General features: G+C 65.8%; 17 protein-coding genes. 10 read left to right on the forward strand and 7 right to left on the reverse strand.

The features are described from left to right. Positions 1-74 precede the first annotated feature (74 nt). Both VDP74_RS07820 and VDP74_RS07825 read right to left on the reverse strand, forming a co-directional pair. The gene (locus VDP74_RS07820) at positions 75-1,919 is read right to left on the reverse strand and encodes a sodium:proton antiporter (RefSeq protein ID WP_322999068.1); all 1,845 of its coding nucleotides are present in this window, start codon (positions 1,917-1,919) and stop codon (positions 75-77) included. Further along, positions 1,903-3,336 (reverse strand): chloride channel protein, encoded by a 1,434-nt coding sequence (locus VDP74_RS07825; RefSeq protein WP_322999069.1) that lies wholly within the window; start codon positions 3,334-3,336, stop codon positions 1,903-1,905. Before VDP74_RS07825 ends, VDP74_RS07820 begins: the two co-directional genes overlap by 17 nt. A 166-nt stretch (positions 3,337-3,502) precedes the next feature. On the opposite strand from VDP74_RS07825, the gene VDP74_RS07830 reads away from it, so the two are divergent. The 5 genes from VDP74_RS07830 (at position 3,503) to VDP74_RS07850 (ending at position 10,022) form a co-directional block, all read left to right on the forward strand. Continuing rightward, complete coding sequence (locus VDP74_RS07830; protein WP_322999070.1) at positions 3,503-4,462, forward strand: TAXI family TRAP transporter solute-binding subunit; 960 nt, start codon at positions 3,503-3,505, stop codon at positions 4,460-4,462. A gap of 86 nt (positions 4,463-4,548) precedes the next feature. Next, complete coding sequence (locus tag VDP74_RS07835; protein WP_322999071.1) at positions 4,549-6,564, forward strand: TRAP transporter permease; 2,016 nt, start codon at positions 4,549-4,551, stop codon at positions 6,562-6,564. Next, positions 6,561-6,977, forward strand: coding sequence for a DUF1850 domain-containing protein (locus VDP74_RS07840; RefSeq protein ID WP_322999072.1), 417 nt, complete (start codon positions 6,561-6,563; stop codon positions 6,975-6,977). Before VDP74_RS07835 ends, VDP74_RS07840 begins: the two co-directional genes overlap by 4 nt. Before the next feature lie 191 nt (positions 6,978-7,168). Further along, positions 7,169-8,560, forward strand: a complete 1,392-nt coding sequence (locus VDP74_RS07845; RefSeq protein ID WP_322999073.1) for a DUF2868 domain-containing protein — start codon at positions 7,169-7,171, stop codon at positions 8,558-8,560. After that, positions 8,553-10,022 carry a GTPase/DUF3482 domain-containing protein gene (locus VDP74_RS07850; RefSeq protein WP_322999074.1) on the forward strand — a complete coding sequence of 490 codons (1,470 nt, stop codon included), beginning with the start codon at positions 8,553-8,555 and terminating at the stop codon, positions 10,020-10,022. Before VDP74_RS07845 ends, VDP74_RS07850 begins: the two co-directional genes overlap by 8 nt. Positions 10,023-10,107: 85 nt before the next feature. Here the strand turns inward: VDP74_RS07850 and VDP74_RS07855 are convergent, their stop codons facing one another. Together VDP74_RS07855 and VDP74_RS07860 are read right to left on the reverse strand one after the other, a co-directional pair. Next, positions 10,108-11,070 carry a TPM domain-containing protein gene (locus tag VDP74_RS07855; protein WP_322999075.1) on the reverse strand — a complete coding sequence of 321 codons (963 nt, stop codon included), beginning with the start codon at positions 11,068-11,070 and terminating at the stop codon, positions 10,108-10,110. Continuing rightward, on the reverse strand, positions 11,070-11,687 hold the full coding sequence (locus tag VDP74_RS07860; RefSeq protein WP_322999076.1) for a LemA family protein: 618 nt from the start codon (positions 11,685-11,687) through the stop codon (positions 11,070-11,072). The genes VDP74_RS07855 and VDP74_RS07860 overlap by 1 nt, the downstream gene beginning before the upstream one ends. Positions 11,688-11,977: 290 nt before the next feature. Here VDP74_RS07860 and VDP74_RS07865 point away from each other — a divergent pair, with 290 nt between their 5' ends. The 3 genes from VDP74_RS07865 (at position 11,978) to VDP74_RS07875 (ending at position 15,780) form a co-directional block, all read left to right on the forward strand. Further along, positions 11,978-13,435: a DEAD/DEAH box helicase gene (locus VDP74_RS07865; protein ID WP_322999077.1), complete on the forward strand. Its 1,458-nt coding sequence runs from the start codon at positions 11,978-11,980 to the stop codon at positions 13,433-13,435. Continuing rightward, positions 13,436-15,043 carry a peptide chain release factor 3 gene (locus VDP74_RS07870; protein ID WP_322999078.1) on the forward strand — a complete coding sequence of 536 codons (1,608 nt, stop codon included), beginning with the start codon at positions 13,436-13,438 and terminating at the stop codon, positions 15,041-15,043. Positions 15,044-15,150: 107 nt separating this feature from the next. Continuing rightward, complete coding sequence (locus VDP74_RS07875; RefSeq protein ID WP_322999079.1) at positions 15,151-15,780, forward strand: hypothetical protein; 630 nt, start codon at positions 15,151-15,153, stop codon at positions 15,778-15,780. 16 nt (positions 15,781-15,796) lie between these two features. Here VDP74_RS07875 and bfr read toward each other — a convergent pair whose 3' ends face one another. The 3 genes from bfr to rpoN all read right to left on the reverse strand — a co-directional run bounded on the left by bfr (position 15,797) and on the right by rpoN (position 18,112). Then, positions 15,797-16,261 (reverse strand): bacterioferritin, encoded by a 465-nt coding sequence (bfr, locus tag VDP74_RS07880; protein ID WP_322999080.1) that lies wholly within the window; start codon positions 16,259-16,261, stop codon positions 15,797-15,799. A 188-nt stretch (positions 16,262-16,449) separates the two neighbouring features. Continuing rightward, entirely contained in the window at positions 16,450-16,704 is a 255-nt protein-coding gene (locus VDP74_RS07885) for a (2Fe-2S)-binding protein (protein ID WP_322999081.1), read from the reverse strand. Positions 16,705-16,768: 64 nt separating this feature from the next. After that, positions 16,769-18,112: an RNA polymerase factor sigma-54 gene (rpoN, locus tag VDP74_RS07890; protein WP_322999082.1), complete on the reverse strand. Its 1,344-nt coding sequence runs from the start codon at positions 18,110-18,112 to the stop codon at positions 16,769-16,771. Between the two features lie 64 nt (positions 18,113-18,176). On the opposite strand from rpoN, the gene VDP74_RS07895 reads away from it, so the two are divergent. Further along, positions 18,177-18,674, forward strand: a complete 498-nt coding sequence (locus tag VDP74_RS07895) for a hypothetical protein (protein WP_322999083.1) — start codon at positions 18,177-18,179, stop codon at positions 18,672-18,674. Positions 18,675-18,975: 301 nt separating this feature from the next. Next, a complete protein-coding gene (gene leuA, locus VDP74_RS07900) occupies positions 18,976-20,679 on the forward strand; it encodes a 2-isopropylmalate synthase (protein ID WP_322999084.1) in 1,704 nt (567 codons plus the stop codon). Positions 20,680-20,699: the final 20 nt, after the last annotated feature.

The following is a 20,699-nucleotide window of genomic DNA, read 5'->3' on the forward strand; positions in this document are numbered from 1 at the left end:
CCGGGCCGGCCACCGATCCAGGGCAGTGGCTGCCACAGGCCGCGCTCTGCCTGATACCCTGGCGCGCCACAATGTCAGGCGGCGCTGGGAACCGAGTCCGGCACACCGTCCTGATCGGCGGATGCGGCCGCCGCATGCAGGCCGATCACGGTCCACCCGGCCACGGGCGTCAGGTCCTGATCCAGAGTGAAGGGCATGGCGTAGCCCTTGGGGTTCACCGCAAACAGGGGAATGACGGCCCGGTCCGGGTCCTGCGCCTGATACTGCGCAAAGTCGAAGGTATCCGACAAGCGGGTGGCCTTGATCTGCGCCCCCGCCATCAACAGGCTGGACAACTTCCAGTACCCCACCCCGGGCGCAAACAGCGTGCGGCCGCGATACTCCGGGTCCAGTGCGTGCCTTTCAGCCGGATCGCCATCGGACGACAAGGGCAGGCTGAAGACTTTGTGTTTGCCGAATTCGTCGCGCCCGCGCACCATGATCAACTGATTGACGTGATCCCGCGTGCCCAGGGCCAGCAGTCGGCCCAGGCCGTTGGTGTCCAGGTTGCGCTGGGCATGTTCCGACACCGGGCTGCCGTGATAGGTGGGCAGGCCCAGCATGCGGGCTTTCGACAGACTGTACCAATCGCTGTCGCACAGGCGCACCGGCACGCCCTGTTCCTGCAGCGCCAGGCCGATCGCCCGCGCCACCGGATTGGCGCCGGAAATCAGGAACCCCACCCGATCAGGTTCGGCAGACTTCAGCAGCCGCGCCATGGGCCGGGCCGTCAGGCTCTGCCAGATGACGGTGCCGATGATGACCAGGAAGGTCATGGGCAGCAGGCGATCGGCCTGCGGTACGTCCAGGGATTCCAGCCGCAGGGCAAACAGCGCCGACACCGCCGCCGCGACGATGCCGCGTGGCGCGATCCAGGCCAGCAGAGCCCGTTCCCGCCATTTCAGCGGCGACCCCCAGGTAGCGAACAGGACTTTCAGCGGCCGGCCGAGCCACAACATGCACACCAGCACGGCCAGGGCCGGCCACCCCAGGTTGTAAAGCTGTCCGGGCGCCACTCGGGCCGCCAGCAGGATGAACAGGGCAGACAGCAGGATCTGGCTGAGGGTTTCCTTGAATTCCAGGATGTCGTGTACCGGAATGCCGGGGCGATTCGCCAGCCAGATTCCCATGACGGTCACAGCCAGCAGACCGGACTCGTGCTGCACCGTATTGGACAGCGAGAACGCGGCGAACACCGAAGCCAGCACCGACAGGTTCAGCAGGGACTCGGGCACCCAACCGCGCCGCAGCAAGGTGCCCAGCAACCAGCCGCCCGCCACCCCGAAACACAGGCCGGCCATAGCGGTTGCGCCCAAGGACCACAAGGCATGCGTCCAGGCCTGGGTGGCCCTCAGGGCTACCATCAGATCGTAGGACAGCACCGCCAGGATGGCGCCAATGGGATCGATCAGGATGCCTTCCCAGCGCAGGGCATGGGCGACCGGCGCCACGGGCTTCACGGTCTTCAGCAGCGGCGCGATGACGGTGGGACCGGTCACGCAGGTGATCGCCCCGAACAGGACGGCCAGGTCCCAGGGAAAGTCCAGAAAGACGTGCACCGCATAGGCCGCCACCGCCCAGGTAATCAACAGGCCGCCCGACACCAGGCGGCGCACGACACGCTCCAGGCCCCGGGTCTGGTGGAATTCCAGCGTCAGACTGCCCTCGAACAGGATGACGGCCACGGCCAGGGACACCACGGGAAACAGCAAGGGGCCAAAAAGTTCGTCGGGCTTGAGCCAGCCGGCCACCGGCCCCACCGCGATGCCGGACAGGAGCAGCAGCAAGATGGCCGGCACCCGCAGCTTCCAGGCCAGCCACTGGGCCGCCATCGCCACCACGCCAATACTGGCCAGCAGCAATTCAGGGCTGATCGTCATGTTCTTTCCTTCCTTGCCGCACGGCATGCCACCAGGTCCGCAGCCACGCCCGGGGCCCTTGCGCCCGCATCTGCCGCCAACCTTTCAGCAAACCATAGGATAAATGGGTTTTTTCCTGTCCAACGGGGATTTCCGCGCGCACCCGCATCCAGGACGATTTGGCATGGCCCAGGCGCTGGTCCGGATACACGCTGCGGTGGCCGATGATCAGATAGGCCGCAATCGCGGCCCCCGATACATAGACGGTGCCCACCACCCCGCCGAACAGTTCGACCCCCATCAGGATGGCGGCCAACGGCGTGTTGGACGCCGCCGCCACCACGGATACCAGGCCCACCGCCGCCCCCAGCGTAGGGCTGATGCCGAACAGATGGGCAAATGCATTACCCGCCACCGCGCCGATCACGAACTGCGGCGTGACGATGCCGCCATAGAACCCCGAACCCAGGGTCACGGCCACCAACAGGGATTTCCAAAGAAAACCCAGATAGGGCATGGATTCGCCTTGCAGGGCGCGGTCCATCAGCGGCAGGCTCAGCCCCAGGTAATCGACGGGAATCACGGTCACCAGCGCAGCCAGCAGCAGCCCGCCCGCCAGCGGCATGAGCGGTGGCCACAGGGCATAGCGGGCCTGCAGGCGTTGGCAGACGTTACGCACGGCATAGATCAGGTCCACGAAAATACGGGCCACCACGCCGCACAGCATGCCGATCAGCACGGTCCGCAGGAACAGGGATTCGGAAAACACGGGCAGCGCGGGGACCAGGTAGGACTCGTACGGTATGCCCCAGGCCTTGCTGACCTGGAACGACGTCATGCCGGCAATCAGGGCGGGAAACAGGAAATCGTGGCGGATGCGGCCGATGACCAGCATTTCCACGCCGTAGATGGCGCCCGCGATCGGAGTGCCGAACACACTGGCGAAACCGGCGCTGACGCCACAGGCGACGATGCGCTGGCGCAATTCCCGATTCAGGCGGAACACCTGGCCGACCATGGCCGCCAGAGACGCCCCCAGATGAGAGCACGGGCCTTCCTTGCCGGCCGAACCGCCACTGGCCAGCGTGATGATGGCAGCAATGGGCTTGAGCAGCATCGTGCGCCACGGCAGGCGCCCTCCCTGCTCGTGGACGGCGGCGAAGATGGAATCCTTCAGGTCCGGCGCGCCCAGCATGCGGTAGCCATAGCCCATGATCAGGCCGTTGGCCAGCCCGGCCGCCGGCAGCATCAGCCAATACGCCCAATGCGGCGCGGCCAGGGTCCGATCCGTGGAAAAGAACAGGGCATGCAGAAAGAAGCTGACCCCGGTGCCGACGATCAGGCCCACCAGGGATGCCAGGATCAGCCACTGCAACACGGTCGCCAGCATGATGGCGGGTTCCAGCAGGTCGATGCGGGGCGTGGAAGGCAGTTTCATTGGGCGGAAAGGATCGGGTCTGCCCTGACCCGGCGATACGGGCCTGACCCTGCGCAGTATAGCGTAGTGACCCATTTTCCTAGGGTGATTCCCCAGTTTCAGGCCTCCGCGATCCTGCTACCATGCACGGTCTGTATTTGTCTGCCCCACAAGAGGAAAGCACACCATGAAAATGACAAAATGGCTGGCCACGGCGGCCATGGCTGTTGCAGCCGTCGCCACGGTCCCGGCCCACGCTGCCGATACCAAATTCATCAACATCCTGACCGGCGGCCAAAGCGGCGTGTACTACCCCATGGGTGTCGCCCTCTCGCAGATCTACAACAAACACATCCCCGACGCCAAATCCACCGCTCAGGTGACAAAGGCCTCGGCGGAAAACATGAACCTGATCCAGGCCGGGCGCGGCGAGCTGGCCTTCGCCCTGGCCGACACCGTATCCGACGCCTACACGGGCAGCGCCGAAGCCGGCTTCAAGGCCCCCCTGAAGAAACTGCGCGGCATGACCGCCACCTATAACAACTACATCCAGATCGTCGCCAATGCCGATTCCGGCATCAAGACCCTGGCTGACCTGAAAGGCAAGCGCATTTCCGTGGGCGCCGCCCGTTCCGGCACCGAACTGAATGCTCGCGCCGTCCTGAAGGCCGCCGGCCTGACCTACGCCGATTTCGCGAAAGTCGAATACCTGCCCTTCGGCGAATCCGTCGAACTGATGAAGAACCGTCAGCTGGACGTCACCCTGCAGTCCGCCGGTCTGGGCGTTTCCTCGATCCGCGACCTGGCCACCTCGGTCAAGATCGTCGTGGTGCCGATCCCTGCCGACGTCGTCGAAAAGATCAACAACCCGGCCTACCAGCCGGCCACCATCCCCGGCGACACCTACGAAGGCATGGCAGGCGACACCCCCACGGTGGCAGTGCCCAACTTCCTGATCACGTCCGAAGCCGTGCCCGACGACCTGGTCTACCAGATGACGAAAGTCTTCTACGAACAGCTCGACACCCTGAAATCGACGCACAATGCCGCCAAGACCATCGAACTGGCCAACGCCCTGAAGGGCATGCCCGTCCCGGTGCATCCGGGCGCGGAGCGCTACTACAAGGAAGTCGGCCTGATCAAATAAGATCAGCCAGCTTCCACCCGGCACTTCCCCAAAGCCCCCTCCGGTCTACCCCCGAGGGGGCTTAGCAAATTTTTGGAACCCGAAACATGAGTTCTGCTCACGACCACATCGACAAACCCATGTCGCGCGGCGTCTTCTGGATCGCCGTCATCTTTTCCTGCTTCCAGGTCTGGACAGCCGCCTACAGCCCGCTGTCCAGCCAGGTCATCCGCGCCATCCACGTGGGGTTCGTCCTGCTGATGGTGTTCGCGCTGTACTCGCGTGGCGGCCGCCTGAACACCATCATCGGCTGGACGCTGGGCTCCGTGGGCTTCATCACCAGCCTGTATCACTGGGTCTATGAATCCGACCTGACCGCGCGCGCCGGCCAGATGACCGACGCCGACATGGTGATCGGCATCATCACCATCATCCTGGTCTTCGAGGCCACGCGACGCATGATGGGCTGGGCGCTGCCCGTCATCTGCGGGATCTTCCTGGCCTACGGCCTGTTCGGCCAGTACATTCCGGGGCCGTTCATGCACCGGGGCTACGGACTGGATCAGATCGTCAGCACCATGAGCTTCGGGGTCGAGGGCATCTACGGCACTCCCACCTACGTGTCGTCCACCTACATCTACCTGTTCATCCTGTTTGGCGCGTTCCTGGAACAGGCCGGCATGATCCAGCTGTTCAGCGACTTTTCCATGGGCATGGTCGGGCATACGCGCGGCGGCCCGGCAAAGGTCTCGGTCGTCAGTTCCGGCCTGATGGGCACGATCAACGGATCGGGCGTCGCCAACGTGGTCACGACCGGCCAGTTCACCATCCCGCTGATGAAACGCTTCGGCTATTCTCCGGCCTTTGCCGGCGGGGTCGAGGCCACGTCCAGCATGGGCGGGCAGATCATGCCGCCGGTGATGGGGGCAGTGGCCTTCATCATGGCAGAGACCCTGAACATTCCCTACATCGAAGTCGTCAAGGCCGCCATCATCCCGGCCATCCTGTATTTCACGACGGCCTTCATGACGGTCCACCTGGAAGCCGGCCGGCGTGGCCTGCACGGCCTGCCCAAGGAAGACTGCCCCAACCCCTGGGCCGCCGTGCGCAAGAGCTGGTATCTGCTGATTCCGCTCATCGGCCTGGTGGCGCTGCTGTTTTCGGGCTACACGCCGCTGTTCTCGGGCACCATCGGCCTGGGTCTGACCGTCATCCTGATCTTCGGCGCCGCCGTCATCCAGGGCGCGCGCCCCATGGTGCTGCGCTACCTGTTCTGGCTGCTGCTGGGCATCGCCTGCGCGGGCTTCGTCGAATTCGGCGTGACGGACTTCTTCGTCATCATCGCCGTGCTGGCCATCGCCCTGCTGTTCCGCAAGCACGGCCGCAGCGCACTGAAGCTGGCCGTCAATTCCCTGGCGGACGGCGCGCGCAACGCCCTGTCCGTAGCCACGGCCTGCGCCCTGGTCGGTGTCATCATCGGCATCATCAACCTGACCGGCGTGGCCGCCGAGTTCGGCGGCCAGGTGATCGCCATCGGCGAGAACAACCTGTTCCTGGCCCTGTTCCTGACCATGATCACCTGCCTGGTGCTGGGCATGGGCATCCCCACGATCCCGAACTACATCATTACCAGTTCCCTGGCAGCCCCGATCCTGCTGAAACTGGGCGTGCCGCTGATCGTCTCGCACATGTTCGTGTTCTACTTCGGCATCATGGCCGACCTGACGCCGCCGGTCGCATTGGCCGCCTTCGCCGCTGCGCCGATTGCCCGGGAAAACGGCCTGAAGATCAGCATCCAGGCGTTGCGGGTGGCAATCGCCGGCTTCGTCGTGCCCTACATGGCCGTGTATTCCCCCGCCCTGATGCTGCAGGGCGGCACGGCCTGGGATGTGATCTACATCGTCTTCAAGGCGCTGGTTGCGATCACTCTCTGGAGCGCAGGCGTCACCGGCTTCCTGAAAATGCGCCTCAATGGCTTTGAGCGCGCCTACGTGGTGATCGCAGCGGCCCTGCTGGTGGCGGCCGCGCCCATCACCGACGACCTGGGCTTCGCGGCCACGGCGCTCTTCCTGGTCTGGCATCTGGTCCGCAGCCGTCGCCAGATAGCCGCGCAGGCAGCATGATGCTGGGGGCGCTGGGCATCTGCCTGACGCTGGCGGCGGCGCCCCAGGTGCCGCCGCGCTTCGTGCCGACACAGGCCTTCACCCTGGCCTGGACTCATTCCATCGAAAAGATCCGCTGGGAAGAAGACTACCGGGTAGAAGCAGACGCCAACGGCCAGCCGGTGCTGGTCGCCGGCCACGCCCGCATCCTGGGGTCCGGGGCCGGCATGGATCCACCGCCCGACGCAGTACATCACGCCGACGGCTGGTACGAATACCAGCCGCACACCGCCCCCCTGCACATCCTGCGCCTGACCCGCTCGCCCTACACGGCCGATTACGACTGGTGCGAAGGCGGGCACTGCGAACCGCTACGGGCCATCATGCCGACCGATGGCGACGTCACGCTGCTCAGGCCCTGTCGGCAGCCCTAGTGCGCTGTTCGACTAATTTGGCGTCTGCGATGCCCATACTGCGTTGCCGCCCACCTCACCGCTTGCAAGCGGTTCGGATTCGTCAGGCACAGCGCAGTCCGCAGGGACTGCACTGTGTCCGGCCTCATCCTCGGGACTGCCCGATTTTGTAAAACTCGGTATCATCGACTTTTCACCGAGCCTTCCATCCCATGAGGAACGCGCCACCCGACGCCCGCTCCGACACGCCGCTGCAACAGCACTGGCGAGCAGAAGCCGTGCGCCTGCGCGAAGCGCACTGGGGGCCTCTCGAAGACCAGGCCGCCAGCCAGGCGGCGCTGCGCGCGCCAGCCCAATTGGGGCCGCGCATCCTGGCGCGTGCCGCCTGGCTGGCTGGCCACAGCCCGCTGCAGGACTGCCTGGACCGATGGCGTCACGGCGCCCGCTGGGCCCTGCTTGCCTTATGGCTGATCGCCGGTCTGGCAGGCATCGGCGCAGCCGGTGCCGCCCTGAATCCCGGCCAGGGCTCCGTCAACCTGGCCACGGCCCTGCTGGGGCTGCTGGGCCTGCATGCCCTGACCCTGCTGATCTGGCTGATCGGCTGTCTGCCGGGATTGCAGCCTGCCACCGCCCTGTCGCGGCTATGGCTGTGGCTGACCCGCAAGATCGCGCGCGGCCCCGACGCTGCTCTGGCAGCCCAGGCATTCCTGTCGCTGCTGACTCGCGAACGCGCCTGGAAACCCGCCGTCGGCCTGCTCAGCCACGGCGCCTGGACCATCGCCTACCTGGGCGCCATCCCCACTCTGGTCGTGCTGCTCAGCACCCGCAGCTACTCCTTTCATTGGGAAACGACACTGCTATCGCCACAGGCCTTCGTGACCTTCAGTCAATGGCTGGGCAGCCTGCCGCAATGGCTGGGCTTTCCCACGCCGGATCCGCTGGCTGTGGCATCCAGCATGGGCAGCGCCCAGGGCGCATCGGCGGCCATCCAGGCCGACTGGTCCCTGTGGCTGATCGGCTGCCTGGTTACCTGGGGCCTGCTGCCCCGGCTGCTGGCCCTGGTGATCTGCGGCGCATGGCTGCGCCAGCGCCTGCGCCACCTGTCCATCGATCCGGATCTGCCCGGCTGGCTGGAACTGCGCGAACGCCTGCTGCCCACGCACCAGACCCTGGGCATCGACCGTCCGGCCCCCGAAGCCGGCCCCGTCCAATCCGGCGCCCCGGCCCTTCGGGCTGCCACGCGGCATGCCGCCGTGCTGGCCTACGAACTGGGGTCGGACCTGATCTGGCCGCCCGATGGTCTGCCCGACACCGTGCAGGACCTGGGGCGCTGCGACAGCCGCGAAGACCGGCAGCGCATCCGCGCACAACTGGATGCCGCCCACCTGCTGCTGGTCTGCGACGCGCGATTGACGCCGGACAGAGGCACCATCACGTGGCTGGACGAACTGAATCACACCGGTCCCGACCTGCGCATCCTGTGCCTGGGCGGCCCGACGGAACGCCGGCAGGCCTGGCAAAACGCCCTGGTCCGCCAACAACTGCGCCAGGTTCCGGACCTGACTGCCTGGCTCGAACACATCGGACCCGTCTCCCATGACTGACGTCATCCCTCCCCTAGACCTGGCCGTGGTCGGCCACACCAACACGGGCAAGACATCGTTGCTGCGCACCCTGCTGCGCGACGAACTGTTCGGCGAAGTCGCCGACCAGCCCGGCACCACCCGGCACGTCGAAAGCGCACAGCTGCTGTCCACCGACGGCAAGCCCATGCTGATCCTGCGCGACACCCCGGGCCTGGAAGACGCCATGGGCGTGCTGGACTACCTGGACCAGCTGATCGCCTCGCAGGAACGGCCGGACGGGCCGGAGCGCATTCAGCGCCTGCTGGACAGCCCTGAAGCCGCAGGCCGGTTCGAGCAGGAATGCCGGGTCCTGACCACGGTACTGACCGCCGACGCCGCCCTGTACGTGATCGACGCCCGCGACCCCGTGCTGCCCAAGCACCGCGACGAACTGACGCTGCTGGCCGCCTGCGGCCACCCCATCCTGCCCGTCCTGAACTTCACCCGCAGCCCCCTGGCCAACATCGCCGCCTGGCGCGACGCTCTGGCGCGGCTGGGGCTGCACGCCACGGTCGATTTCGATACGGTCGCCCCGGCGCTGGACGGCGAAAGCCAGATGCTCGACCGCCTGGCCCTGATGCTGGACCAGCACGCCCCGGCCCTGATGGCGCTGCGCACGGATCTGGGCGAGCAGCGTCTCAAACGTCTGCAGGACGCCACCCGGCTGATCGCCGAGCTGCTGATGGATGCCGCCGCGCTGCGCCTGCCCAGTGCCCAGGACCCGACCGACATGGCGACCGTCACGATGGTGATGCGCAAACGCACCCGCGACCGCGAGCAGGACTGCGTGCATGCCTTGCTGAAACGCTATCGCTTCAGCAAGGCCACCTTTCCCCACCACGCACTGCCCCTGGAAGGCGAACGCTGGGGGATGGATCTTTTCAGTCCTCAGGCCTTGCGCAGCTTCGGTATCCAGGTCAGCAAGGGCCTGGCCACCGGCGCGATGGCCGGTGCCACGCTGGACATGCTGACCGGCGGGCTGAGCCTGGGCGCCGCAACGCTGCTGGGCGCAGCCATCGGCGGGGTCTGGCAGGGCGCCAATCAATGGGGAAAACGCCTGATGGGCCGCCTTGCGGGCAATGTGGAAATGACCGTGGACGACCCGGTACTGCACCTGCTGGGGCTGCGCCAGCTGGCCCTGGTGCGGGCTCTGGAATGTCGGGGGCACGCGGCAATGCGGCCCATCGAGCAGGACCTGATGGCACAGATCACGGCGGCGGACATTGCGCCTGCTGACGAAGCCGTCACCGATCCGGACACCCCCCAGGAAGCAGCACCGGAAGCCGCCACCTTGCACCGCCTGCCGCCCGACGTGCAGGCGATTCTGGACGAAGCCCGCACGCACCCGTCCTGGTCCACGATCGGCGAGGCGCCCGGCCCGGACCCGCACCGTGATCTATTGATCGGCCAGATGGCCCACGCCCTGTTTCTGGCGCTCTAACGCGCTATCAGTGTGCTGTTCGACCAGTGCTCGTACCTGATCTGGACGGGTCAGCCGAACAGCACACTGGCGCGGCCGGATTGATTCACCAGCTGCCAGAGGCGCCGCCACCGCCGCCCCGGCCGCCACCGCCGCCGCCACCACCGCCAGACCCGCCGCCGAAACCGCCGCCGAAACCGCCGCCGCCGAAACCGCCGCCAAAGCCGCCATCGCCGCCGCCCCTGCCCGAGCGGCCCCGCCCCAGACGTTTTGCCACCCCCAGGGCGCGCCCCAGCACAGACAGCAACAGGCCGCCCAGCGCCCCCAGCAGCGCCCAGGTCCAGCTGCCGGTCACCACGAACACGAAACCGCCCACCAGCACCGCCCCAAGCCAGACCGGCATCACCAGCGCCATGAAAGCCAACGGCAGCGCCATGGCATAGGGTTCGTCGTCCTCTTCGCCCGACCCTGTGGCCGCTGGCGGCGGCAGCGTCTCGCCGCGCATCAGCGCCTGCAGGGACGCCACGCCCGCCTGCAGCCCGCCGGATACATCGCCTTGCGCGAAACGCGGGGTGATCTGCTCGCGGATGATGCGCCCGGCCGCCGCATCGGTCACGGCGCCTTCCAGGCCATAGCCGACCTCGATGCGCACGCGCCGGTCCTGCATGGCGGCCAGCAGCAGGATGCCGTCATCCACGCCCTTGCGCCCCACGGCCCACTGATCGAACACCCGACGCGCATATTGCTCGATGGTATCGGACCCGGTGGAGGGGACCAGCAGCACGAACAGCTGCGACCCCTGCGCGGCTTCCAGCGCCTGCACCTGCTGCGTCAATGCCTGGACCTGGCCAGCGTCCAGGGTGCGGCTGAGATCCATGACGGGCGCCGTCCAGGCCGGCACCGCCACGGCAGCCGGCGCCGCAGGCGCGGTAGCGGTCTGCGCCAGCCCTGGGCGGATGCCCAGGATCAGCAGAAGGCCCAGCAGCAGCGCAAGCAATCCGCTGCGCCCGGGAATGCTCTCCGGCAACCGCAGCCGCCGACCCTGCGCACGGAATGTGAAACCCGCCATCACTTGGCCCCGGCTGGCGCCGGCAGATCGAACTTGACCTCCGGATCCCGCATCACGGCATCCGCCTTGTCCAGCCCGTACTGCGCCTTGGGCTGATAGCCGAACACACGAGCCGTGATCAGGGTCGGGAATTCGCGAATCGTCAGGTTGTAGGTCTGCACCGCCCCCACATAGCGTTCGCGCGCCACCGTGATGCGATTTTCCGTGCCTTCCAGCTGCGTCATCAGGTCGCGGAACAAGCCGTCGCTCTTTAACTGCGGATAGTTTTCGGACACGGCCAGCAGGCGCGACAGGCTGGAGCCAAGCGCGCTCTGGGCCTGTTCGAACCGGGCCACCAGGGCCGGGTCCGTCAGATCGTCGGCGCTGATGCGGATCTGTCCGACCCGGGCGCGGGCCTCTGTGACCTGCTGCAGCACCGTACGTTCATTGACCATGTAGGCATTGACCGAAGACACCAGTTTCGGCACCAGATCGGCGCGGCGTTCGTACTGATTCAGGACCTGGGACCAGGCGGCCTTGACCTGTTCATCCTGGCGCTGGATCTCGTTGTAGCCGCAGCCCGACAGCAGCAGCGTCAGGGCCGCAGCTGCAGCCAGATTCAGGTAACGTCGGATCATGCGGACCTCGCGAAGCAGACAATGGAAAGCCGTATTGTAGAAATTCCGCCGCATCCGCGACAGTCCCACGCACGCGGCCCGCAGCACGCTATAATTCAGCCTTTCGCGCAGCTTACCAGTCACTGCGCGGCCTTCCCCGGCCATCACTCCAGAACCCGAACCCGCCCGCAGGGCGCGCCGTTCAACAGGTTCCCAGGCACGGCCGGCGGCACCTTTCCAGATTTTTTCATTCGTCAGCCTCGATTGGTATCTCTCGACTCGAGCGATAGGCGGTCGCTGGAGTCACACTGTTGGACACATCAATCACTTTTGCCTCGCTAGGCCTGGCAGAACCCCTGCTGCGTGCCGTTCATGACGCAGGCTATACCCATCCCACCCCCATCCAGGCACAAGCCATCCCGCGTGTCATGGAAGGCGGCGACCTGCTGGCAGCCGCCCAGACCGGCACCGGCAAGACGGCCGGCTTCACGCTGCCCATCCTGCACTACCTGATCCAGAACCCCGCCGCCGGCCGCAAACCCGGCCGCCCGCGCGTGCTGGTGCTGACCCCTACCCGGGAACTGACCGCCCAGGTGGAAGAATCCGTGCGCCTGTACAGCCAGCACACGCAGATCCGGTCCATGGTGATGTTCGGCGGGGTCAACATCAACCCGCAGATCACCGCCCTGAAGAAGCCGCTGGACATCCTGGTGGCCACGCCGGGCCGTCTGCTGGACCACGCGCAACAAAAGACGCTGGACCTGTCGGGCGTGGAAATCCTGGTGCTGGACGAAGCCGACCGCATGCTGGACATGGGCTTCATCCACGACATCCGCCGCGTGCTGAAACTGCTGCCGGCCAAGCGCCAGAACCTGCTGTTCTCCGCCACGTTCTCGGACGAGATCCGCAGCCTGGCTCAAGGCATCCTGCGCAACCCCGGCGAGGTCTCCGTCGCTCGGCGCAACACCACGTCCGAACTGGTCAGCCAGCGCGTGGTCATGACCGAACAGTCCCACAAGCGCGATCTGCTCAGCCACATCATCCGCGAAAGCGGCTGGCATCAGGTGCTGGTCTTCACCCGCACCAAGCACGGCGCCAACCGCCTGGCCGAAAAACTGCTCAAGGACGGCCTGACCGCCGCCGCCATCCACGGCAACAAGAGCCAGGCGGCCCGCACCAAGGCGCTGTCGGGCTTCAAGGACGGCAAGGTCGCCGTGCTGGTCGCCACCGACATCGCCGCCCGGGGCCTGGACATCGACCAACTGCCCCAGGTCGTGAACTTCGAATTGCCCAACGTGCCCGAAGACTACGTGCACCGCATCGGCCGCACCGGTCGCGCGGGCAGCACCGGATCGGCCCTCTCGCTGGTGGACTCTTCCGAGATCAAGCTGCTGCGGGCCATTGAACGCCTGACCAAGCAGACCATCGAGCCGATCACGGTGGATGGCTGGAACCCCGGCGCCATGGTGACGGTGGATTCCGCACCGGATGCCCGCGAAAAGCGCGCCCTGGCCCGCCTGCAGGGTGACGTCCGCCCCGGCGGACGCCGCGATGGAGGCGCCGGTCGATCAGGCAACCGCGACGGGCAACGCCGTCCGTCCTCGGAACCGCGCCAGGGCCAGGACGCCCGCCGCAACGACAGCCGCCGCAGCGATGGCCGCACTGCCGGCAACCGCCCCAACCGCAGCGGCGGCGCTACCGCCACCCCGCGCCGGGATTCCCGTCCACAAGGCGGTCGGCCCGCCGCATTGCTGCATAAGGCAGACTAAATGAGCTTGACCGCTGAAGTCGCCCGCCGTCGCACCTTCGCCATCATTTCCCACCCGGACGCCGGCAAGACCACTCTGACGGAAAAGCTGTTGCTGTTTGCAGGCGCCATCCAGATCGCCGGCAGCGTCAAGGCCCGCAAGGCCAGCCGCCACGCCGCCTCCGACTGGATGGAAATCGAAAAGCAGCGCGGCATCTCGGTAGCCTCCTCTGTCATGCAGATGGAATACCGCGACTGCGTCATCAATCTGCTGGACACCCCGGGCCACCAGGACTTCTCCGAAGACACCTACCGGGTGCTGACCGCCGTGGACGCCGCCCTGATGGTGATCGACGCGGGCAACGGGGTCGAGCCCCAGACCATCCGCCTGCTGCAGGTGTGCCGCGCCCGCAATACCCCCATCATCACCTTCATCAACAAGCTGGACCGCGAAGTGCGCGAACCGCTGGAACTGCTGTCGGAGATCGAAGGCCACCTGGGCATGGACGCCATCCCGTTTTCCTGGCCCGTGGGCATGGGGCGGCACTTCGGCGGCGTCTTCGACATCCGCCACGACCACATGCGCGTGTTCCGCCCCGGCGCCGAACGCGACCAGCACGACGACGAGACCATCGATGGCCTGGACAACCCGGTCCTGAAACAGCGCTTCGACGACGCCTATGACAAGTCGCGCGAAGAGATCGAACTGATTTCCGGCGCCGTGCCCGAATTCAATCGGGACGCCTTCCTGGCCGGCCGCCAGACGCCGGTGTTCTTCGGCTCGGCCATCAACAACTTCGGCGTGCGCGAGGTGCTGGACGCCCTGGTCGAACTGGCCCCGGCGCCGGGCGCCCGAGCGGCCCTGGAACGCCCGGTTGAACCCGACGAGCCCAAGTTCACCGGCGTGGTCTTCAAGGTGCAGGCCAACATGGACCCTGCGCACCGCGACCGCGTGGCCTTCGTGCGCGTCAGCTCGGGGCATTTCCAGCGTGGCATGCGCCTGAAGGTCGCCCGCAACGGCAAGGAAATCCGCCCCAACAACGTGGTGTCCTTCCTGTCGCAGAGACGCGAAATCGTGGAAGAAGCCTTTGCCGGCGACATCATCGGGATCCCCAATCACGGCATCCTGCAGCTGGGCGACGTGCTGACCGAAGGCGAATCGCTGACCTTCACCGGCCTGCCGTTCTTCGCACCAGAGCTCTTCCAGGCCGTCGAGGTCAAGGACCCGCTACGCACCAAACAGCTGCGCACCGGCCTGACTCAGCTGGGGGAAGAAGGCGCCATCCAGGTGTTCCGCCCCGAAGCCACCGGCGGCGCCTTGCTGCTGGGAGCCGTGGGTCAGCTGCAGTTCGAGGTCGTCGCCCATCGCCTGAAGACCGAATATGGCGTCGACGCTCGCCTGATGCCCTCGCGCTACAGCCTGGCGCGCTGGATCACGAGCACGGACGCCAAGGCCCTGAAGAAATTCATGGACTCCAACGCTGCCAACATCGCCCATGACGTGGTCGATGCCGTGGCATTCCTGGCGACCTCGCCCGCGCAACTGCGGGTGGCCCAGGAACGCTACCCCGAGGTCGAGTTCCACGCAATGCGCGAACACGCAGGACGGGTCTTTGGCGCCGGTGTCTGACCCCGCATCGCATTCTGTCACAAGCGCTGACGCATCCAGCGTGGCGAGCGGGCGGCATTCGATACAATGGCACGGTTGACCGCATTGACCGACGAAGGAATCCGCCCATGTCCTGGCGTCTGATTTTTGCCATCCTGCTGCTTGCCGCCGGGGCTTCTGCCTGGGGTGGCCTGCGGCTGGGCGACTGGCTGATCGTTCACAGCCCGGCCCAGGTCCAGACGACCGAACCGCCAGCCGAACTCACCAATACCCCGGTGCTGGACGCCAACGGCAAACCCTTTGTCGCCTCCGCGCCCCAACCCCTGGCCGATGGCCGGCAAGGCGTGCCCAGCCTGCAGCCACCAGTCGACTGGAAAATCCAGGCCACGCCCCTGATGGACGAACATCGCCCGATTGCCCTGGCCACGACGACCATCAGCATGGACGAAGCCATCGCCCTGGCAGCTCAGAACCAACAGGACGATACCGGCCTGCAGGGCATCGCCAACATCGGCACCCTGATCACGAACCAGCCGGTGCAGCCCATCGACGTCCCGCCGCCTCCGCCACCGCCCGACACCTCGGATGCCCTGGCGGCCGGTGGCAGCAACTGGCAGGCGGCCTTTCAGGCAGAACTGAAGACCTGCGAATCCCTGGGATTCTTCTCGCGGCCGTCCTGCGCCTGGGCCGCCCGCAACAAATACTGCGAGGCCCACCAGGCCTGGGGCAAGGCCAAGGACTGCCCCGCCAAGCCCTGAAGCGCAAGCAGACGAATCAGACCTGCGATTGCAGGTAGTTCTGCAGGCCGACCTGGTCGATCAGGCCCAGCTGGGTTTCCAGCCAATCGATGTGTTCTTCCGTGTCGTTCAGGATGGTCTGGAACAGATCACGAGACGTGTAGTCCTGGGCCGATTCGCAGTACTGCATGGCTTCTTTCACGGTAGCCTGGGCGGCGGATTCCAGCTTCAGGTCACACGCCAGGATTTCCGGAACGGATTCACCGATCAGCAATTTATGCAGATCCTGCAGATTGGGCAGGCCGTCCAGCATGAAGATGCGCTGGATGAGCATGTCCGCGTGCTTCATCTCGCCGATGGATTCGTCGTATTCGTGCTGACCCAGTTTCTCGTAACCCCAATGGCGCATCATGCGGGCATGCAGAAAATACTGGTTGATGGCTGAAAGTTCGTTTTTCAGCTGCTGATTCAGGTATTTGATGACAGTCTTGTCGCCCTTCATGGCCTGCTCCCGAGAGACAGCCCGCGCGTGCGGGCGGACCATTAGGCTAACACGCACAGCCTTGGCGGGGGGCGCTTTTGCCTTGGGGCGGCCCGGCGGAAAAAGATGCCCCCACGCTGCGCCTTCGGCTTGCTGCCCCCCGAGGGGGCGCTTTTGCCTTGGGGCGGCCCGGCGGCAAAAGATCAAGATCAGGCGACGCGCCGGATCTCGGTGCTGGTCAGCAGCGGCGCCTGCACCACACGATCAGGCGCCACCGCAGGGGCTACTGCCAGTTCGGTGGCATAACGCCCCCCAGGCAGGTAGTCGGTTGCGGTGTCGGCGCACTGGCCGCAGCAGGTGGCGATGCCCAGTTCGGCCTGCAGGTCGCCGAGGCTCGTCGCCCCCTGGGCGATGACTTCCTGGACCTGACGTTCGCTGATCGCGTTGCATACACAAATATACATGCGAATCATTATCATCTTTCTTTTTAACCGTGGCAAGCATTTTCTGCGCATCCGCGCGCCGCAGTCACTTCCCCTGCGCTTTTCTCAAGCTGGCGACCGGCACGCCCAGGGCTTCGCGGTATTTGGCCACTGTGCGACGGGCGATCACCAAGCCCTGGTCCGCCAGCAACTGGGACAGCCGCATGTCCGATAGAGGCTTGCCGGGAGACTCGGCATCCAGCAACACGCGCATGACGGCCTGGATGGCCCTCGCGGAGGCGTCTTCGCCTGATGCAGTCTGCACGCCCGTGCCGAAAAAATGCTTCAGCTCGACCACCCCCCAGGGGGTCTGGGCGTATTTCAGCCGGGTGGCGCGGGAAATCGTGGATTCGTGCAGTTCCAGCGCCTGGGCGACCTCGCGCAGCACCAGCGGGCGCAGAGCGGATGCCCCCTGTTCCAGGAACGCGCGCTGGTGGACCGCAATGAATTCGGCCACCCGCAAAATGGTCTGGCGGCGCTGGCCCAGGCTCTGGACCAATTGCCGTGCGACGCGCACCTGTTCACGCAGCACCGGCGCGCCCTCGCGCTCCAGCTGAGCTGCCAGGCCGGCATCTACGCGCAGTCGCGGCTCCAGGGCGGGATTCAGGCTGACGGCCCACCGGGTGCCGGATCGATGAAACAGGACGTCGGGCACGACATAGCAGGTGGTGTCCTCCTGCCAGGCGCTGAGGGGCCGGGGGTCCAGCTGCAGCAAGGCCTGGTGGGCCGCGTCCAGCAGCGCGCGGCTGCAGCCCAGGGCGGCACACAAACGCCCCCAGCGCCCCGCGCCCAAGTCTTCCAGGAATCGGGTCAGGCGCAGGGCGCAGTCCAGCACGTCCGGCGGCCATTGCGCCGCGCGCGACCGCAGTTGCAGGCGCAGACACTCGGGCAGATCGCGGGCTCCAACCCCGGCCGGGTCGAAAGACTGCAGCAAGCGCCGCGCCGCCCGCCATTCTTCTTCCTGGACGTCCCAATCCGGCGGCAGCGCCGTCGAATGCGATACAGGGTCGAAATCCAGATAGCCGTGCTCGTCCAGTTCGCCGATCAACACGACGCCCAGCGCCTGGTCCCTGAGACTGGCTCGGGTCGTGCGCAATTGTTGCAATAAATGATCCGTCAGGCTCTGCGAGGCCGGCGATTCCGGGATATCATCCGTGACAGCCTGCCTGGCAGGCTGCGCCCAGTGGCGTTCCAGCATCTCGGCCTGGGCCGAAACCGCATCCGTTGCGGGTTCATCCAGTTCCAGCACGGGGTTGTCCGCCACCGCCTGGGCGATTTCCTGTTCCAGTTCCAGGGTCGAGCATTGCAGCAGCCTCAGGGCCTGGCGCAATTGCGGAGTCAGCGCCAATTGCTGGTGCTGACCCAGTTCCAGGGAAGCTTGCGAACGCATACTCAACTCATTGATGGCCATGAATCAGGACTCATTCCAAACCCCCAGCCGACAGGATTCCGCATTGTTGCGCAGGATTCTGCTGAAACTGACGGCCACGGCCAAAATCGTGTCGGCCACGCTGATCGTGCTGGTGGCGCTGGTCTGGTATGACCTGCTGAATCGCCTGCTGGCGTTTGGCAATGGCATCGATTATGCCGGAAACCACGTCATCGGGGCGCAGGCCACGGCCCTGCTGCAGCGCTACAACCCGTATTTCTGGGGGGCGCTGGTCATTCTGTGCACCATCATCGTGGCCTGGCTGGTGTACCAGGCCGTGCGGTCGATCCTGGCGCGGGCGCGCATGAAACTGGTGGACGAGCATTCCTTCCAGTTGCTGGCGGACCAGTTGTCCGCCCCGGCGCTGGATGTGCTGCTCTGGGCCTGGCAACCGCACGACGAGCCATTGCGCGTGGGCGACCTGCAACTGGCCCACCAGGAACTGTCGGCCGGTCGATCCGGGCGCCTGCAGCAGGCTGCTCGCCAGCTGGCCGTGCTGGAAAACGCCCGCCAGCGGGGTTGATCCCCCGATTCCGCGCCTTCTGGCACTTGCGCGAACCCGGAAAATATGTTTGACTTTAGGCTATGAACATCACGCGCGCATCTTTCCATGATTCCCGGCAGGCTCCTGCCGGCGATGTCGTGCGCGCTCCCGCTCCTGTTCGGGCGCGGTTCTCTCCTGTCCTACTGGGTCTACTGCTAGCGATCGGTTGCCGGGCCTAGCGCCGCGTGGCAGTTCGGCAGCCTATCCCAAGCCACTTCTTCGCGACCCCGCGATTGTTGTTCGTCCGTGATCCGGACCCTCTACCCAGACAGGTATTGCCATGATCCAGAACCCCGCCTCCAAATACATTCCGTTCGCCCCGTTCACGCGCGATTACGCTGAACGCACCTGGCCCAGCCGCCGCACCACCACCCCGCCGATCTGGATGAGCACCGATCTGCGCGATGGCAACCAGGCCCTGATCGAACCCATGAGCGTAGACCGCAAGCTGCGGTTCTTCGACCAGCTGGTGAAGATCGGCTTCAAGGAAATCGAGGTCGGCTTCCCCTCCGCATCCCAGACCGATTACGACTTCGTGCGCAAACTGGTCGACGAGAATCGCATCCCCGACGACGTCACCATCATCGGCCTGACCCAGGCGCGCGGCGATCTGATCCCGCGTACCGTGCAGGCGCTGGCCGGGGCGAAACACGCCATCGTGCACATGTACAACGCCTGCGCGCCGGCCTTTCGCAAGATCGTCTTTCAAATGAGCCGCGACGAAGTCCGCACCGTGGCCGTCGAAGGCACCAAGATCGTCAAGGCCGAAGTCGCCAAGCATCCGCAAACCCACTGGCGCTACGAATATTCCCCGGAAGTCTTCAGCACCACCGAACCGGAATTCGCCCTGGACGTCTGCAATGCCGTGGTCGAAACCTGGCAGCCCACAGTACAGGACAAGATCATCCTGAACCTGCCGGCCACCATCGAGGCCACCACGCCCAACCTGTACGCCGACCAGATCGAATGGATGCACCGCAATCTGGCCCAGCGCGACAAGATCGTGCTCAGCGTGCACCCGCATAACGACCGAGGCACGGCCGTGGCCGCCGCCGAATTTGCCGTGATGGCCGGCGCCGACCGCATCGAAGGCTGTCTGTTTGGCAATGGCGAACGCACCGGCAACGTCGACCTGGTCACGTTGGCCCTGAATCTGTACACCCAGGGCGTTCATCCCGGCCTGGATTTTTCCGACATCGACGAAGTGCGCCGCTGCGTGGAAGACTGCAACCAGTTGCCCGTCCACCCGCGCCACCCCTATGTGGGCGACCTGGTGTTCACGGCCTTTTCCGGCTCGCACCAGGATGCCATCAAAAAGGGCTTCGCCGTCCAGCAGGCCGACGCGGTCTGGGAAGTGCCTTACCTGCCCATCGACCCGGCCGACCTGGGCCGCAGCTACGATGCGGTCATCCGCGTCAACAGCCAGTCCGGCAAGGGCGGCGTCGCCTACCTGCTGGAACATGAACACGGCCTGGTCCTGCCGCGCCGCCTGCAGATCGAGTTCAGCCGCGCCATCCAGCGCGTCACCGACGAGACCGGCCGCGAAGTCACCCCTCAGGACGTCTACGACATCTTTTCCAGCGAATACCTGGACCGCGACACCCCCTGGCAACTGGTGCGCCATCGCATCACCGGCAGCCCCAAGACCACCGGCCAGAAACAATTCATGATCGAAGTCGAAATCCAGGCCGATGGCCAGACCCGACACCTGTCGGGCCAGGGCGACGGCGCGATTTCGGCCTTTGTGGACGCCTTGGGCATCGAGGCCCGCATCATGGACTACCAGGAACATGCCATCGGCACGGGCACGGACACCCGCGCTGCGTCCTATGTGGAAATCCGCATCGGCGACGAGGCCAACGGCTATGGCGTCGGCATCCACGAAGACATCGTGACGTCGTCTTTCCTGGCCATCCTGAGCGCGGTCAACCGCTATTCCGCCGACGGAAAGGAACTGCCGGCCCGCGTGTCGGCCGCCGCCTGATTCAGGGAATACCCCCCATC

The sequence above is a fragment of the Castellaniella sp. genome, from assembly GCF_034674885.1.
In the GTDB taxonomy this organism is placed as follows: domain Bacteria; phylum Pseudomonadota; class Gammaproteobacteria; order Burkholderiales; family Burkholderiaceae_B; genus Castellaniella.